This window comes from Tenacibaculum gallaicum (genome assembly GCF_003387615.1).
In the GTDB taxonomy this organism is placed as follows: domain Bacteria; phylum Bacteroidota; class Bacteroidia; order Flavobacteriales; family Flavobacteriaceae; genus Polaribacter; species Polaribacter gallaicus.
In genome coordinates this window covers 1-16,369 of sequence record NZ_QUNS01000004.1, presented here as the reverse complement: position 1 = coordinate 16,369, position 16,369 = coordinate 1, and the positions used below count along the sequence as shown (strand labels likewise).

Genomic DNA, 16,369 nt, shown 5'->3' with positions numbered 1-16,369 from the left:
AGCTTACTACTGATATTTATTCTTCCTCCAGTAATTAAACCCAATACCAAAGAAAGCTAACAATACTAACGGAATACCAATATTGATAAATTGCCAAAAACGTTTTTCAGTAAAAGCACGTTGCTTATCCAATAAGTTAATTTGAATGCTTTTGTTACGTAGTTGAATCAATCCAGAATCGTCTAATAAATAATCAATTGCATTGATTAAAAATTCCTTGTTACCAAACTGTTCACCTGTCCACTTATCCAATGATAAATCATGTGGTTTTCCTTTTAAAATCTGATTTCTACCTACATCACCATCTGCAATTACAATCATTTTATTATTGGTGCTTTCAGCTTTAAAATCAGAAGTCTCAAAAGGTTTTATTCTATTTTTATAGGCAGAAGGAATAGCTCCTTCTAATAACACGGCTAATAATTGTGGTCCTGAAGCAAATTCATTTTCTTTAGGCTCTTTAGAGATGCTTTGTAGTTCAATAAAATTAGGCGTTCCCGTTTTTTTAGTCAATACAGAAGTAACTAATAATGGAGTTTTTTTCAAGCTTCCTTTTAAAGTATCTATTTGAGTAGCAAAACGAAAACGAACAGGAGCTACATTTTTAGTAATTGGGTGGTTTGGATTTCCATTAACTAGCGGGTGGTAAAACCAATTTAAGTGTTGAAACTGTGGTTGATTTCCTACATTTCCTGTGGCTAGCGGAATTTTAGCAGAATATAAATCTTGAATAAGTTTATTATTTACACGAACTTGATACCCAAACAATAAATCCGTTAAATTCAAATCACGAGGAAATGCTAACATTTTTCCTTCATTGTACAAGCTATCAGTATCCGCATAGTTATTATCTAGCATCCATAAACTTTTACCACCGTTGGCTATAAACTGATCGATCGTAAACTTCTCATCTTCAGTAAAACGTTCAGTAGGTTTAGCAATAATCGCTAAATCGTAGGCTCTTAAATCTTTTATTGTTTTTTTTTGGTTGGTTGTAACGCTATCTAGGGTGAACTTGGCTAAACGGTATTTTTTACCAATTTCACTCAATAAACTATATTGATAAATATCTTGTAACTCACCATTACCAGCTAAAACTGCTATTTTTTGTCTTTCTTTTTGAGTAACACTATGTAGTGCATTGGCAAAAGAATATTCTAATTTTTCAATAGCATTTTGTAGCTGCGCCTCTTGTGTCTTAGCAATTGAGTTAGGAAGTAAAGAAATTAACTCTACTTTTTTACCATAAGTAATTTCAGCCCAAGGAAAAATAATAGCTTCAGATAATTTTCCGTCTTCCTCCACTGTTAACTGACTAGGCATCATTCCTCTTTTTACCAAACGTTCACGAATATTATCTGGATTGATAAAACGGAAACGAATATTAGAGTTTTTGGCTTGTAACTCTTCTAAAAACTGACGTGTTTCTATCTGTAAACGTTTAAACTCAGCAGGAAAATCACCTTCTAAAAATACATGAATAGTTAGTGGAGTATCTATTTTATCAATAAGACTTTCACTTACTTCTGATAAGGTATAACGTTTGTCTTGTGTTAAGTCAAAACGTTTGTATACAGAGTTAGCCACATAGTTAAGAACTAACAGTCCAATAAGAGCTAATGCGATGTGTTGTAATTTCTTATCCATTTTTTAACTGTTGTTTAGTGATGAATAAAAAGAAGAACGTAACACTGATAAAGTAGATTAAATCACGAGTGTCTACTACACCACGACTAATACTTTTAAAGTGTTCGTTAATACCAAATTGTTGTAAGGCATATCCTGAATTCTCTAAAGAAGAACCAACTGCGTCAAATCCATAGAATAAAGCAAAAGTGATGAATACACTTACGATAAATGCTACAATCTGATTATTTGATAGTGTAGAAGTAAATAATCCAACGGCTGTATAGGTTGCAGCTAAAAACAACAAACCTAAATAAGAACCAATAGTGCTACCAACATCTAAATTCCCAACAGGGCTTCCCAATTGATACACAGTGTACGCGTAGGTTAATGTTGGCAACAATGCGATGACAACTAATAAAAGGGCAGCAAAAAATTTACCTAAAACAATTTGCCAATCGGTCAGCGGTTTAGTTTTTAAAATTTCAATGGTTCCACTATTAAATTCATCTGCAAAACTCTTCATGGTAATGGCAGGAATTAGGAATAAAAATAACCAAGGAGCTAAATAAAAGAAGCTATTCAAATCAGCAAACCCCGCATTTAGAATGTTGAAATTATCTTTAAACACCCATAAAAATAAGCCATTTACAAGTAAAAATACTCCAATCACCAAATAGGCAATAGGGGAGGCAAAAAATGAGTTAAATTCTTTTTTTAGTAGAGGAAACATACTTAATGTTAAGTTTTTAGTTAAGACTTAATAACAATGGTTTTAGCCCAGAGATCACCTAATCTTTGTTTTTTTTCGGTATTTTTCATGACAATTATACCTATAAAGCCAAAAAGGAACATATCAATAGGGTCAAGTAAATGTCTTTTTAATGATTGAGTAAAAGTTATTTTGTTGTTTTCTTCCAAAGAAATGGGTTTAATTTTAAGTAACAAGTTACCTAATGTAGCACCAAATAATTTTTCTAATCCAATAGTAAAAAATCCCCAAAATATAATTGGAACTAAGACAGGTAAACCAGTGATAGAATAGCCTCCTTCACTATTGGGCTCACCATACTGACTTATGAAGAAGAAAAAAAATCCGTAAATAATACTGTAGTCGACTAAGCCAGCAACAAATCTATCTCCAATACTTACTGTAATTTTATTTTCCAAAATTAATTTATTTTAATGAATCAACTTTATCTACACTCCAAGCTAATGGTTTAGCATTAAATAAAGCTTTGGTTTGTGCCCAAACGCCTTTAAATAAATCAGAGCTTCTGTAATTTTCTAAATCTTGTTCAGTATCCCAATAACTATAAGTAAAAAAAATATCTGGATTTGTTTTGTCTCTGTATAACTCTAATAAACGACAACCAGGTGAATTTCGTATAAACTCTTTCTTACTGTTAAAGTTGTTTAGAAATTCTTCAATTTTTTCTGGCTGAAAGCTCATTTTTACAATTCGTACAAACATAGAGTTAATTTATAGGTGTAAATTCTGGTTTAATAGGATTCTCAAACTCAACAGTAATAGTATCACGATACTCTAAACCAAGTAGGGTAGAAGCACCGCCAACAGTTTCTAAATTACTTCGGTAAATAGCAATTTCTAAAAAACCAGCAGAATTAAAAATAGCCAACTTTTCACCATCGTACTGTCGTTTATCAGTAACCGAGTAATCAACAATTTCATTATATCGGTTATAAATTTTAGAAAAAGTATAACGTCTTGCCGTTACTTTATAATCACGACCTTTTCCAATTGTATTAAATTGTTTTTTACTAATGTTGGTAATCACATTTCCGTAATTGTCAATATAAATAACACCTCCTGCAATAATAGTTTGTTGTTCGTTTACTTTTGGTTTAATTTCAATAATTTTTTTATAAGTATCAATCTCTCGTCCAATAACACTTAAACTACCACCGCGAGCAATATGAGAAGCTACTTGTACAAAAACATCTAACACAGGAAAACTACTCTCAATACGATCGTGAATATTAATTTCAACAATTTTGGTAGGCTTAATTTCAGAGGCAATCATAGAAATTAGTCCGTTATCAGGACAAATAAAATAATGATTATCCAGTTCTAAAGCAATATGCTTATTATCCATACTTAATTCAGAGTCCACACCAATAACATGAATGGTTTTGTCAGGAAAACTCTTGTAAGCATTTTTTAAAATGTAAGCAGTTTCAGTAATATTAAAAGGAGAAATTTCATGCGTAATATCAACAATTTTTGCATCAGGTAACTCAGAATAAATAGCTCCTTTTACAGCCCCTACAAAGTGGTCTTTGGTTCCAAAATCAGTAGTTAATGTAATCAGAGACATTAATTTAGGTGTTTGTTAATTAGTTTGTAAAAAATTATGCTGAAATTTTAAACAAAACTACGTAATTCAAGAAAAATAATCATTATTTTTAGTGTGAATAATATTAAAACTTTTATCATTTGAACGAACGCATAATTGAATTAACAGAAATCAACCCAAACGATTTTTTTGGAGCTCAAAACAGCACTATTACTCAGTTAAAAACATTCTTCCCGAAAATAAAAATAGTAGCTAGAGGAAACAAACTTAAGATTTTTGGTGAACCTGAATTGTTAAATGAATTTGAAAAGCGATTAGAGATGCTGATCAAATATTTTAATAGGTATAACAAATTAGATGAAAATAGTATTGAACGTATTTTAACATCAACTGGTAAAGAAGAAGAAATCCGAAAATCAGGAAATGCAAAAGACGTTTTAGTACATGGTGTGAGTGGAAAGTTAATTAAAGCGCAAACTGCCAATCAACGTAAAATGGTAGAGCTAATGCAAAAAAATGATATGCTATTTGCTGTAGGTCCTGCAGGTACAGGTAAAACATATACAGCGGTAGCTTTGGCGGTAAAAGCATTAAAAGAAAAAGAGGTTAAACGAATTATTTTAACAAGACCTGCGGTAGAGTCAGGGGAAAATTTAGGATTTCTTCCTGGTGATTTAAAAGAAAAGCTAGATCCATACATGCAACCATTATATGATGCGTTACGCGATATGATTCCACATGAAAAACTAGAATCACATCTAGAAAAAGGAGTTATACAAATAGCACCATTAGCGTTTATGCGTGGTCGTACTTTAGATAATGCTTTTGTAATTTTAGATGAAGCACAAAACACAACGCATTCACAAATGAAAATGTTTTTAACACGTATGGGAATGCATGCTAAATTTATAATTAATGGAGATCCAGGGCAGATTGATTTACCGCGTAGACAGGTTTCTGGGTTAAAAGAGTCTTTATTAGCTTTAAAAGATATTGATGGGATTGCACAGGTGTATTTAGATGATAAAGATGTAATTCGTCATCGACTAGTTAGAAAAATAATTACCGCTTATAAAAGTATAGAAACGGAGTAGTTTTTAGTTGTAAGTATTTAGTGATTAGTTTACTTTTGTGCGACACAACACAACAACATACAATGAATACAATTAACGAAACAAACTTCCAGTTTTCAGGACAAAAAGAAGTGTATAAAGGAAAAGTAAGAGAAGTTTACAATATCAATGACGATTTATTGGTAATGATTGCTTCGGATAGACTTTCTGCTTTCGATGTAATTTTACCCCGCCAAATACCTTTTAAAGGGCAAATATTAAACCAAATTGCTACCAAAATGATGAATGATACTTCTGATATCGTTCCGAATTGGTTACTAGCAAATCCAGATGAAAACGTAGCAGTAGGGCATTTATGTGAACCTTTTAAAGTAGAAATGGTTATCCGTGGATATTTATCGGGGCATGCAGCTCGTGAATATGCAGCAGGAAAAAGAACACTTTGTGGGGTAGCAATGCCAGAAGGAATGAAAGAAAATGATAAGTTCCCAGAGCCAATTATTACACCGTCTACCAAAGCAGATAATGGAGAGCATGATGAAGATATTTCTCGTGAAGACATTTTAGCCAACCAAATTGTATCAGAAGAAGATTACTTAGTATTGGAAGATTATACTAGGAAGTTATTTCAAAAAGGAACCGAGTTAGCAGCTAAAAGAGGATTGATTTTAGTAGATACTAAATACGAATTCGGAAAAACCAAAGACGGTAAAATTGTATTGATTGATGAAATCCATACACCAGATTCTTCTCGTTATTTCTATGCTGATGGATATGCTGAACGTCAAGAAAAAGGAGAGAAACAAAAACAATTATCAAAAGAGTTTGTGCGTCAATGGTTAATTGAAAACGGTTTTCAAGGAAAAGAAGGACAAGAAATCCCAAAAATGTCCGATGAAAAAGTTATTGAGATTTCAAATAGGTACATTGAGTTATACGAACAAATAACAGGAGAGAATTTTATAAAAGCAAATACCGAGAACGTACTCGAGAGAATAGAGAAAAACGTAAGTGCATTTTTAGAAAATAAATAATAAAAAGAGAGGCTTTTGCCTCTCTTTTTATTTGATGATTAAAATAAATAGAATATTTAACTACTCAGTAATCAAATGCTGTTTAAAATAAATAAAATGATATTCTATTGAACTTGACCAATATCTAGTGTTGTGTTTTCCATGTTGAATTGAAAAACGAATAGGGATGTTTTTAGAAAGAGCCAATTCTTTAATTTTTAGAGTATTTGATAGTAAAGGATCTTGCAAACCACAATCAATAAAAAAACTTTTGTTAAAATAAGATGTGTTTTCAAGTAAAAAAGAAATACTGAATCTTTTCCAATCATTTTTTAAAGGATTTCCTGAAATTAACTTCAGATCATTAGTTATACGCTCGTCACCAAAAAACATTAAGCTAACCTTTTTTAAATTATTGTAATCAAATTCCAATGCTCCACTTGTAGAAGCAGCGGTGTTAAAGAAATTTGGATGTTTTATAAACAAACTTAAAGCACCATAACCACCCATGCTTAAACCTGTAATAAAAATGTTTTTACTGTCTATAATGTACTTTTTTCGAATTCTAGGTACGAGTTCTTGAAAGAAAAAATCTTCATACTGAAAATTTTTTAATTTAGGACTATTTAGGTAGAAGTTTACATAACCTTCAGGACAAACTAAAATCATTTGATTATCGGTAGCTAACTTTTTTAAGTCTGTTGTTTTACTCCATTGCTTGAAGTTTTCACTGTAACCGTGAAGCATAAAAACCAATGGATAACTTTTTAAAGGTTGAAAATTTTCGGGTTTTTGAATAAGAATAGGTATTTCTTTATTTAAATAGTTGGAGTTTATATAAATTATCTCTTGCGATATAACAGGTTGAATTAAAGCTGTTAAAAGTGTAAAAAGAATAATGTTTCTCATTTTTTTGTATTTTAGCCAAAGGTCTTGATTAACTATCTTTAAAACAATAACTAACAAAATTGTTAGTAGCTAAATGGATGATAATGAGAAAAGAAGAGTCTTCTAATTTTATAAATGAAAAATTTCTGTTTGAAGTTTGTGAACTCAATTCAGCCATAGCAATGATAAGTGGTCGATGGAAATCACAAATTGTTTATTCTATTTCCAAAGGTAATAATAGGTTTCATTTGTTGCAAAAAGAGCTACCCAATATATCTGAAACAGTTTTAGCAAGACAGTTAAAAGAATTAGAGACACACTCAATTTTGGTAAAACAAGAAATACCTAATACAATTCCAGTTGGAGTTAAATACCTTTTAACTAATAAAGGTTTAGACTTAGTACCGATTTTAGAAAATTTATGTGACTGGGGAAAAATGTATGCAGAAGGAAAAAATATTCTTATTAACAGTTAATTAAATATTAGTTTGATATACTCAATTCTTATCGTTAGTTAAGTATTTGTATTGATTCTAGTAATAGATAGTTTAAAAATACCTTAAAAAAAACTTCATTAACAAACAGGCATTTATATTTTTTGTAACTTACACAAGACAAACAAAAATTAGCAAAAATGCCAAATTATACATTAAAAATTAACGGAAAGTCGGTATCCTTTATGGTAGATGCTGATACACCATTGTTGTGGGTTTTACGTGATGAGCTCAATATGGTAGGAACTAAATTCGGTTGTGGAATAGCACAATGCGGAGCCTGTACTGTTCATATAGACGGAACAGCAATGAGAAGTTGTCAACTACAAGTTTCTATGTTGGATGGAGAAGAAATTACAACCATTGAAGGATTATCTACAGAAGGAAATCATCCACTTCAAGAAGCATGGAAAGAAGTAGATGTTCCGCAATGCGGCTACTGTCAAGCAGGTCAAATTATGACGGCTGCATCATTTCTAAAAGAAAATCCAAACCCTTCAAAAGAGGAGATAAGAGAAGCAATGCAAGGTAATATTTGTCGTTGTGCTGCATATAATAGAATAGAAAAAGCAGTTGCATTGGCAGCAGATAAAATGTCTTAAAATTTTTCAATTATGAGTACACAAGAAAAAAACTTTACGTTTAGTAGAAGAAATTTTTTAAGAACTTCTGCATTAGCCAGTGGTGGTATTATGATTGGATTTAATCTATTTACTGCTTGTAAACCCAATGTAAAACCATCTGTAGATGTAGAAAACCTAAATTTTAATGACTTTAATGCATTTATAAAAATATCTGATGAAGGTTATGTAACTATTTACTCTCCAAATCCAGAGATAGGTCAAGGAGTAAAAACTTCAATGCCAATGATTATTGCAGAAGAACTAGATATTGAATGGGATAAAGTACATGTTGCACAAGCACCTTTAGATACCAAAAACTATAAACGACAGTTAGCAGGAGGTAGTCAATCAATTCGTCATGGCTGGACGGCGCTTAGAGAAACAGGAGCAACTACAAAACAAATGTTAATTAATGCGGCAGCAGTAAAATGGGGAGTAGATGCAACTACTTGTTCAGCTTCAAAAGGAATTATTACAAATACAAAAGGTGAAACGTTAGGATATGGTGAAGTAGTAAAAGAAGCCGCTACTTTAGAGGTACCAGAAGATGTTACTTTAAAAAAGCCTTCAGAGTTTTCTATTATTGGTAAAAATGCTACAAATGTTGATGTAGAAAAAATAGTAACAGGAAAACCTTTATTTGGGTTAGACTATAAAGAAGAAGGTATGTTGTACGCATCTGTAGTAAGACCACTTTCTTTTGGACAAGAATTAGATTCTTTTGATGCAACAGAAGCAAAGAAAATAACAGGAGTAATAGATGTTATAACAATAGGAGAGAAAGCAAGAAACTTTATTGAATCAGGAAAAACTAATTGGACGTTTAAGTTAACAAAAACAGATAAAGTAGTTGTGTTAGCTGAAAATACATGGGCAGCAATTAAAGGAGCAAGAGCAATTAAAACTGTATGGAAAGATAGCTCTGAGTTAGAAGATACAAAACTTCATGATGAAAAGCTAACAAAATTGTTAGAAGCAAATGATTTAGATGTTAGAAGAGAAGATGGAGATGTGAAAAAAGCTTTTACAGAAGCCGATAAAGTTATTGAACGTACCTACCATTCACCATTTTTGCCTCATAATTGTATGGAGCCAATGAACTTTTTTGCAAATGTAACATCAGAAAAGATACATTTAATTGGTCCTGTTCAAACTCCAGAATATGCAGCAATGGTTGCAGCAGAAATGTTAGGACGTAACTTGGAGGAAGTTCATGTAGAAATGACTCGAATGGGAGGAGGTTTCGGAAGAAGATTATATGGAGACTTTGTATATGAAGCGTTGGAAATATCTGATAAAATACAAAAACCAGTAAAAATGGTTTCAACGAGAGAAGACGATGTAACTAGTGGAACATATAGGCCAGCAATCAAGTATAGAATTGCAGCATCAATAAAAGATGGAAAAGTATCAGGATATCATTTAAAAGAAGCAGCTATTAATGATAATATGTACGGATTAATCCCGAATTTCTTTCCAGCAGGCTGTATTCCAAACTATAAAGTATCTACAGCAAATTATAAAAGTAATATAAGTACAGGAGCATGGAGAGCACCTTATACAAACTTCTTAGCCTATGCAGAGCAAAGTTTTTTTGATGAATTGGCACAAGAATTAGAGATAGATACGGTGCAATTACGTTTAGAATTGTTAGAAAATGTAAAAGCTACAGAAGATAAAAGAATAGAGTACTCAGGTAAACGAATGCAAGACACTATAAAGTTAGCTGCAGAAAAAGGAGGCTGGGGAAAAGCCGAAGAAGGAGTTTTTCAAGGTTTTTCAGCTTATTACAGTCATAATACCCATGTAGCTGAAGTTGCAGAGGTAGAGCTAAAAGCAGGAGTTCCTGTGGTAAGAAAAGTAGTTGTAGCAGCAGATTGTGGTATTGTGGTAAACCCAACAGGAGCTATAAATCAAATTGAAGGAGGTGTTATTGATGGTATCGGACATGCAATGTATGGAAACCTAACCTTTGAAGACGGTGCGCCGTCAAGTAGAAATTTTGATAATTATAGGCTTATAAGAATGAACGAAACACCTAAAGTAGAAGTTCATTTTGTGCAAAATGAACTATCACCTACAGGTTTAGGAGAACCTGGTTTGCCACCAGCAGGAGGAGCAGTTGCTAACGCAATACATAAAGCTTTAGGTAAAAGACTATATAAACAACCTTTTATAGAAGAATTAAAATCGAATATTTTATCCTAAAAAGAGAAATAAATTAGAAAAAAGATGCTTATTTAAGCATCTTTTTTATTTTTAGTAGAGATGCTGTCTCTATAAATAAAGTTACCTTAAAATAGTTTGTTGAAATGATAAGTTTTCAATAGAAAAATGATAAAAAGGTTTTTTATTACACTTATTTTGATAATCTGTTAAATTAATAGTTTTTTGTAACTAAAAATCTTGTTTGACTTATAAAAATGTAAAATGTAAGCTAAATTTGGAGGAGGATTAACTAGATAGTAATAAAAACAGATTAACAACAAACACAACACAATGAAAATACAAAAAGTCCTAGTAGCAAATAGAGGAGAAATAGCTATTAGAGTATTTAGAGCCTGTGTAGAAATAGGAATTAAAACAGTGGGAATATATACTTATGAAGATAGGTACTCTTTGCATAGGTATAAAGCAGATGAGTGTTATCAAATAGGAGAAGATAATGAACCACTTAAGCCTTATTTGGATATTGATGCTATTATTAAAGTAGCTCTTAACAATAATGTAGATGCTATTCATCCAGGATATGGTTTTCTTTCTGAAAATGCTGAGTTTGCTGAAAAATGTGAAGAAAATGGTATTATTTTCATTGGACCCAAAGTATCAGTGCTTAAAGCACTGGGAGATAAAATTACTGCAAAAGAAGTAGCTGTAGCTAACAATGTACCCATCATACAAAGTAGTCAAAATGATTTAGCTACTGTTGAAATAGCGCTATCTGAAGCCTCAAGAATAGGGTATCCTGTAATGTTAAAAGCAGCTTCTGGAGGAGGAGGTAGAGGAATGCGAATTATTCGAAAAAAAGAAGAGTTAATCAAAGCTTTTCCAGAAGCAAAAAGAGAATCTTTAAATGCTTTTGGAGATGATACCGTTTTTTTAGAAAAATATGTTGAAAATCCTAAGCATATTGAAATCCAAATAGTAGCAGATGCACATGGTAACATTGTTCATTTATACGAAAGAGATTGTTCAGTACAACGAAGATATCAAAAAGTAGTAGAAATAGCACCTTCTTTAGGGTTGGCATACGAAATAAAGAATAAGTTATACACCTATGCAATTAATATTTGTAAAGCAGTAAATTATAATAACATAGGAACTGTTGAGTTTTTAGTGGACGATGATGATGCTATATACTTTATTGAAGTAAACCCGCGAATTCAAGTAGAACATACAGTTACTGAAATGGTAACGAATATAGACTTGGTAAAAACGCAACTTTTTATTGCAGGAGGATATAAATTAGAAGACAAACAAATAAAAATACCAAGTCAAGAGTCTGTTACTGTTACTGGACATGCATTACAATGTAGAGTAACTACGGAAGATCCTGCGAACGACTTTAAACCAGATTACGGAACAGTAACTACTTACAGAAGTGCTTCAGGCTTTGGTATTCGATTAGATGCAGGAAGTATATATCAAGGAGTAAAAATTTCACCTTTTTTCGATTCTATGTTGGTAAAAGTTTCAGCAAGAAGTAGAACCTTTGATGGAGCTTGCAGAAAAATGCTAAGAGCATTAGCTGAATTTAGAGTACGTGGAGTAAAAACGAATATAGCTTTTCTAGAAAACATACTTCGTCATCAAACATTTAGAGATGGAAAGGTGACCGTAAACTTCATAAAGAATGAGCCTAAACTATTTGAATTTAAAGAACCTAAAAATAGAGCGAATAAATTAATCAACTTTTTAGGAGAAGTAATTGTAAACGGAAATCCAGATGTAAAAAAAATAAATTCAAACCATCAATTTACACAACCTAAAGTACCAAAATTTCCAGTTTTAGAAAATTATCCTAAAGGAACAAAAGATAAATTAACTGAATTAGGTCCAGAAAAATTTGCAGAATGGTTAAAAAATGAAAAGAAAGTACATTTTACTGATACTACTATGCGAGATGCTCACCAAAGTTTGTTGGCAACACGTATGCGTACAGTAGATATGTTAAAGGTAGCTGAAGGATATGCAAAAAACCACCCTGAAATTTTTAGTATGGAAGTTTGGGGAGGAGCAACTTTTGATGTGTGTCTTCGTTTTTTACAAGAAAACCCTTGGGAGCGTTTAGCATTATTACGCAAAGCAATGCCAAATGTGTTATTACAAATGCTAATAAGAGGTTCTAATGGAGTTGGTTATACTGCATATCCTGATAATTTAATTGAAAAATTTGTAGAAAAATCTTGGGAAACAGGAGTAGATGTTTTTAGAATTTTTGATTCTCTAAACTGGATGCAATCTTTGGAGCCTTGTATAAAACATGTACGAAATAAAACCAATGGTTTGGCAGAAGCATCTATATGTTATACAGGAGATATCTTAAACCCTAACAAAACCAAATACGATTTAAAATACTACCTACAATTAGCAAAAGATATCGAAAATGCAGGAGCACATATTTTAGGAGTAAAAGACATGGCAGGGTTATTAAAACCACAAGCAGCTTACGAATTAATATCTGCCCTTAAATCAGAAGTTAACATACCAATTCATTTACATACACACGATACATCTTCGGTTCAATCGGCTACTTACCTCAAAGCAATCGAAGCAGGAGTAGATGTTGTAGATGTAGCTTTGGGCGGATTGTCAGGGTTAACATCACAACCAAACTTTAATTCAATGGTTGAAATGTTACGCTTTAATGAAAGAGAAAACAAAATTAATACAGAAAAGTTAGCCGAATATTCAAACTATTGGGAAGCAGTTAGAAGCTATTACTATCCATTTGAATCAGGGTTAAAGTCTGGAACAGGAGAAGTGTATAAGCATGAGATCCCAGGAGGACAGTACTCAAACTTAAAAGGACAAGCAATAGCACTAGGTTTAGAAAATAAATTTACCGAAGTAACTAAAATGTACGGAGAGGTAAATCAACTATTTGGAGACATAGTGAAAGTAACTCCAAGCTCAAAGGTGGTTGGAGACATGGCTCAGTATATGATAAGTAATAACCTAACAGTAAAAGATGTGATGGAAAAAGGAGAAACAATCTCTTTTCCTCAGTCTGTAATTAGTTTTTTCAGAGGAGATTTAGGGCAGCCAGTAGGAGGTTTTCCAGAAAAGCTTCAAAAAATCATATTAAAAAATGAAAAACCATATACAGATAGACCAAATGCACATTTAGCCCCAATTAACTTTGAAAAAGAATTTGAAGAGTTTAAAGAACAATTTAAAAAAGGAATGGGACGTCCATTAGAAGTTACCGATTTCTTGTCCTATAAATTATACCCTAAAGTTTTTACCGATGCTTATAATAATCACTTAAAACATGGAAACCTAATGAATATACCTACTAAAAACTTCTTATTTGGAATGGAAGTAGGGGAGGAAATAATGGTAGATATTGAAGAAGGAAAACGAGTGTTAATTTCTCTAATGCAAAAAAGTGAACCTGATAAAGATGGAAATGTAAACATCTTCTTTAAGATTAACGGGCAAATGAGAAATGTTTTAATAAAAGACAATTCTATAAAAGTAGACAAAGTAGAAAATATAAAAGCAGAAACAGATAACGAAAAAGAAATAGGAGCACCCTTACAAGGACTGTTATCATCAGTATTAGTGAAGAATGGAGAAAAAGTTAAAGAAAATCAGCCTTTGTTTATTATAGAAGCGATGAAAATGGAAACGACCGTTACAGCTGCAAGTTCAGGAGTAATAAAAAAAGTACAATTAGAAGCAGGTATGCTGGTGGATACTAGCGATTTAGTGATAAATCTGAAGTAAGAGAAGAACAAGTAGTTTTGATTTACTCCTAAAAAAGCACTATTTTCGCAACCTACTAAAAATCAAAAATAATAATGGTTAAAGATTTATTTGAGAGAATTAAAGGAGATAAAGGACCTTTAGGAAAATGGGCAGATAAGGCAGAAGGGTATTATGTATTTCCTAAATTAGAAGGGCCAATTTCTAACCGTATGTCTTTCAATGGAAAAAAAGTAATAACTTGGAGTATAAATGACTACTTAGGATTAGCAAATCATCCAGAAGTATTAAAAGTTGATGGAGAATCTGCAGCAACTGATGGTATGGCGTATCCTATGGGAGCTCGTATGATGTCAGGTCATACAAAATATCATGAACAATTAGAACAAGAATGTGCAGAGTTTGTAGGTAAAGAAGCTTCTTATTTAGTAAACTTTGGTTACCAAGGTATGGTATCAGCAATCGATGCTCTAGTAAATAAAGACGATATCATTGTATATGATATGGATACACATGCGTGTATTATTGATGGAGTTCGCTTACATGCAGGTAAACGTTTTGTTTATCGTCACAATGATATAGAAAGTTGCGAGAAAAACTTACAAAGAGCAACTAAAATGGCAGAGAAAACTGGAGGAGGAATCTTGTTAGTTTCAGAAGGAGTATTTGGTATGCGAGGAGAACAAGGACGTTTAGCAGAAATTGTTGCCTTAAAAGAAAAATACAATTTCCGTTTATTAGTAGACGATGCACATGGGTTTGGAACTCTAGGAGAAGGAGGAAGAGGAACAGGATTTGAACAAGGAGTACAGGACGGAATCGATGTGTATTTTGCAACATTTGCAAAATCTATGGCAGGTATTGGAGCTTTCTTTGCAGGAGATAAAGATGTAGTTCAGTTTTTACAATACAACATGCGATCGCAAATGTTTGCCAAATCATTACCAATGCCAATGGTAAAAGGAGCATTAAAGCGTTTAGATATGATTCGTACCATGCCTGAATTAAAAGAAAATCTTTGGAAAATAACCAATGCATTACAATCAGGTTTACGCGAAGCAGGTTTTGATTTAGGAACAACACAAACATGTATTACGCCAGTATACTTAAAAGGAGAAATTCCAGAAGCAATGGCAATGGTAAACGATTTAAGAGAAAATCACGGAGTATTCTGTTCAATAGTAGTATACCCAGTAATACCAAAAGGATTAATAATATTAAGGTTAATTCCAACAGCACGCCATACGATTGAAGATGTAAACGAGACAATTGTAGCATTTTCAGCAATCCGTGAAAAATTAGAGAACGGTACTTATAAACAAGTAGCAGCCTCGATAATGGCAGAATAACAAGTAATTGTTTAAAAAATAAATAAAAACTCATGAAATACTTCATGAGTTTTTTTGTTTTAAAAAGAGAAATGATACATTTGGAATCCTTTTTGCTTATCAAAAATCAAATGAAAAAATTACTATACTTATATTTATTACTATTTGCTACAGTATTAAATGCGCAAATTAAAGATACATTACCAAACTTTAATGATGAATATATATTGATAAGAGAAGGAGATAGTTTAATGATAAAATTAAATGAAGTAACAGTACTCCCAAAGCATAAGTTCAAAGAGAAAAAAGATATACTATATTATTACTGGCTTCGTAAAAAAGTATTCAAAGCATACCCTTATGCAATTTTAGCAGCAAAAAGAGTAGATAGTGTAAATTCACGATTAGCCAGAGTTAAGTCGAAAAGCAAAAAAAGAAAATACATAAAAAGAATCCAGAAATATCTTGAAGAAGAATTAACAGCGCCTTTAAAGAAATTAACAAGAACAGAAGGGAGAATTTTATTAAAGTTAATTCACCGTCAAACAGGAAAAACGGCTTTTGATAATGTAAGAGAACTAAGAAGTGGTTGGAGAGCCTTTTGGTACAACACCACTGCAAACTTATTTAAGCTGTCGTTAAAGTCAGAGTATAAACCAGAGACAGAAAACGAGGATTATTTGGTAGAAGATATCTTGCAGCGTGCATATATTGAGGAGAAGTTAGAGTATCAAGAGCCAAAATTGGTCAAGAACTATTTAGTTATAGTCTCAAAGAGTAGAGGGTATGTTGATGTATCGGAGTATAAAAAGATGTTTTTGAAGATGCGTAAGAAGCGAAAAGGTAAGAAAAAGTAATTACTTGAAACTTTAGAATCACTTATTACAATTTATATATACAGTCTAAGTATAACAAAGCTTTCGATTAATTAAGGTGTTTTACGGGTAAAATGGATAAATCAGGTTTAAAATAGGATATACTTACAAAAAACTTTTTGGGTTAAAATATTGTGGAGTAGCGATTTAAAAATTGGTTGTAAAAAAAAGGCAAAAAAAGTAGTTGTTAAGTGGAAAAA

The 16,369-nt window shown here is 32.0% G+C and carries 14 protein-coding genes; 8 read left to right on the top strand and 6 right to left on the bottom strand.

Going from position 1 to position 16,369, the window contains the following annotated elements; all coding sequences use genetic code 11:
- Positions 1-6: 6 nt before the first annotated feature.
- Genes gldG through C7448_RS08780 form a run of 5 tightly spaced genes read right to left on the bottom strand, consistent with a single transcriptional unit; the run spans position 7 to position 3,965 of the window.
- A complete protein-coding gene (gene gldG / locus C7448_RS08800; RefSeq protein WP_115901009.1) occupies positions 7-1,647 on the bottom strand; it encodes a gliding motility-associated ABC transporter substrate-binding protein GldG in 1,641 nt (546 codons plus the stop codon).
- On the bottom strand, positions 1,640-2,359 hold the full coding sequence (gene gldF / locus C7448_RS08795) for a gliding motility-associated ABC transporter permease subunit GldF (RefSeq protein WP_115901008.1): 720 nt from the start codon (positions 2,357-2,359) through the stop codon (positions 1,640-1,642). Before gldF ends, gldG begins: the two co-directional genes overlap by 8 nt.
- Positions 2,360-2,379: 20 nt before the next feature.
- Positions 2,380-2,796, bottom strand: a complete 417-nt coding sequence (locus C7448_RS08790) for an RDD family protein (protein ID WP_245939459.1) — start codon at positions 2,794-2,796, stop codon at positions 2,380-2,382.
- A gap of 7 nt (positions 2,797-2,803) precedes the next feature.
- Positions 2,804-3,100 (bottom strand): putative quinol monooxygenase, encoded by a 297-nt coding sequence (locus tag C7448_RS08785; RefSeq protein WP_115901006.1) that lies wholly within the window; start codon positions 3,098-3,100, stop codon positions 2,804-2,806.
- Positions 3,101-3,104: 4 nt separating this feature from the next.
- The gene (locus C7448_RS08780) at positions 3,105-3,965 is read right to left on the bottom strand and encodes an SAM hydrolase/SAM-dependent halogenase family protein (protein WP_115901005.1); all 861 of its coding nucleotides are present in this window, start codon (positions 3,963-3,965) and stop codon (positions 3,105-3,107) included.
- A gap of 119 nt (positions 3,966-4,084) precedes the next feature.
- On the opposite strand from C7448_RS08780, the gene C7448_RS08775 reads away from it, so the two are divergent.
- Complete coding sequence (locus C7448_RS08775) at positions 4,085-5,038, top strand: PhoH family protein (protein WP_115901004.1); 954 nt, start codon at positions 4,085-4,087, stop codon at positions 5,036-5,038.
- A gap of 62 nt (positions 5,039-5,100) precedes the next feature.
- Positions 5,101-6,051 carry a phosphoribosylaminoimidazolesuccinocarboxamide synthase gene (locus C7448_RS08770; RefSeq protein ID WP_115901003.1) on the top strand — a complete coding sequence of 317 codons (951 nt, stop codon included), beginning with the start codon at positions 5,101-5,103 and terminating at the stop codon, positions 6,049-6,051.
- Positions 6,052-6,111: 60 nt separating this feature from the next.
- Here C7448_RS08770 and C7448_RS08765 read toward each other — a convergent pair whose 3' ends face one another.
- Positions 6,112-6,939 (bottom strand): alpha/beta hydrolase, encoded by an 828-nt coding sequence (locus C7448_RS08765; RefSeq protein WP_115901261.1) that lies wholly within the window; start codon positions 6,937-6,939, stop codon positions 6,112-6,114.
- Positions 6,940-7,022: 83 nt separating this feature from the next.
- On the opposite strand from C7448_RS08765, the gene C7448_RS08760 reads away from it, so the two are divergent.
- The 6 genes from C7448_RS08760 to C7448_RS08735 all read left to right on the top strand — a co-directional run bounded on the left by C7448_RS08760 (position 7,023) and on the right by C7448_RS08735 (position 16,151).
- Positions 7,023-7,394, top strand: coding sequence for a winged helix-turn-helix transcriptional regulator (locus C7448_RS08760; RefSeq protein ID WP_115901260.1), 372 nt, complete (start codon positions 7,023-7,025; stop codon positions 7,392-7,394).
- A gap of 158 nt (positions 7,395-7,552) precedes the next feature.
- Complete coding sequence (locus C7448_RS08755; RefSeq protein WP_115901002.1) at positions 7,553-8,014, top strand: (2Fe-2S)-binding protein; 462 nt, start codon at positions 7,553-7,555, stop codon at positions 8,012-8,014.
- A gap of 12 nt (positions 8,015-8,026) precedes the next feature.
- Positions 8,027-10,243 carry a xanthine dehydrogenase family protein molybdopterin-binding subunit gene (locus C7448_RS08750; RefSeq protein WP_115901001.1) on the top strand — a complete coding sequence of 739 codons (2,217 nt, stop codon included), beginning with the start codon at positions 8,027-8,029 and terminating at the stop codon, positions 10,241-10,243.
- 291 nt (positions 10,244-10,534) lie between these two features.
- A complete protein-coding gene (locus C7448_RS08745; protein WP_115901000.1) occupies positions 10,535-13,987 on the top strand; it encodes a pyruvate carboxylase in 3,453 nt (1,150 codons plus the stop codon).
- Positions 13,988-14,061: 74 nt separating this feature from the next.
- The gene (locus tag C7448_RS08740; protein WP_115900999.1) at positions 14,062-15,315 is read left to right on the top strand and encodes an aminotransferase class I/II-fold pyridoxal phosphate-dependent enzyme; all 1,254 of its coding nucleotides are present in this window, start codon (positions 14,062-14,064) and stop codon (positions 15,313-15,315) included.
- A 110-nt stretch (positions 15,316-15,425) separates the two neighbouring features.
- Positions 15,426-16,151 carry a DUF4294 domain-containing protein gene (locus C7448_RS08735; protein ID WP_115900998.1) on the top strand — a complete coding sequence of 242 codons (726 nt, stop codon included), beginning with the start codon at positions 15,426-15,428 and terminating at the stop codon, positions 16,149-16,151.
- The last annotated feature ends 218 nt before the right edge of the window (positions 16,152-16,369 follow it).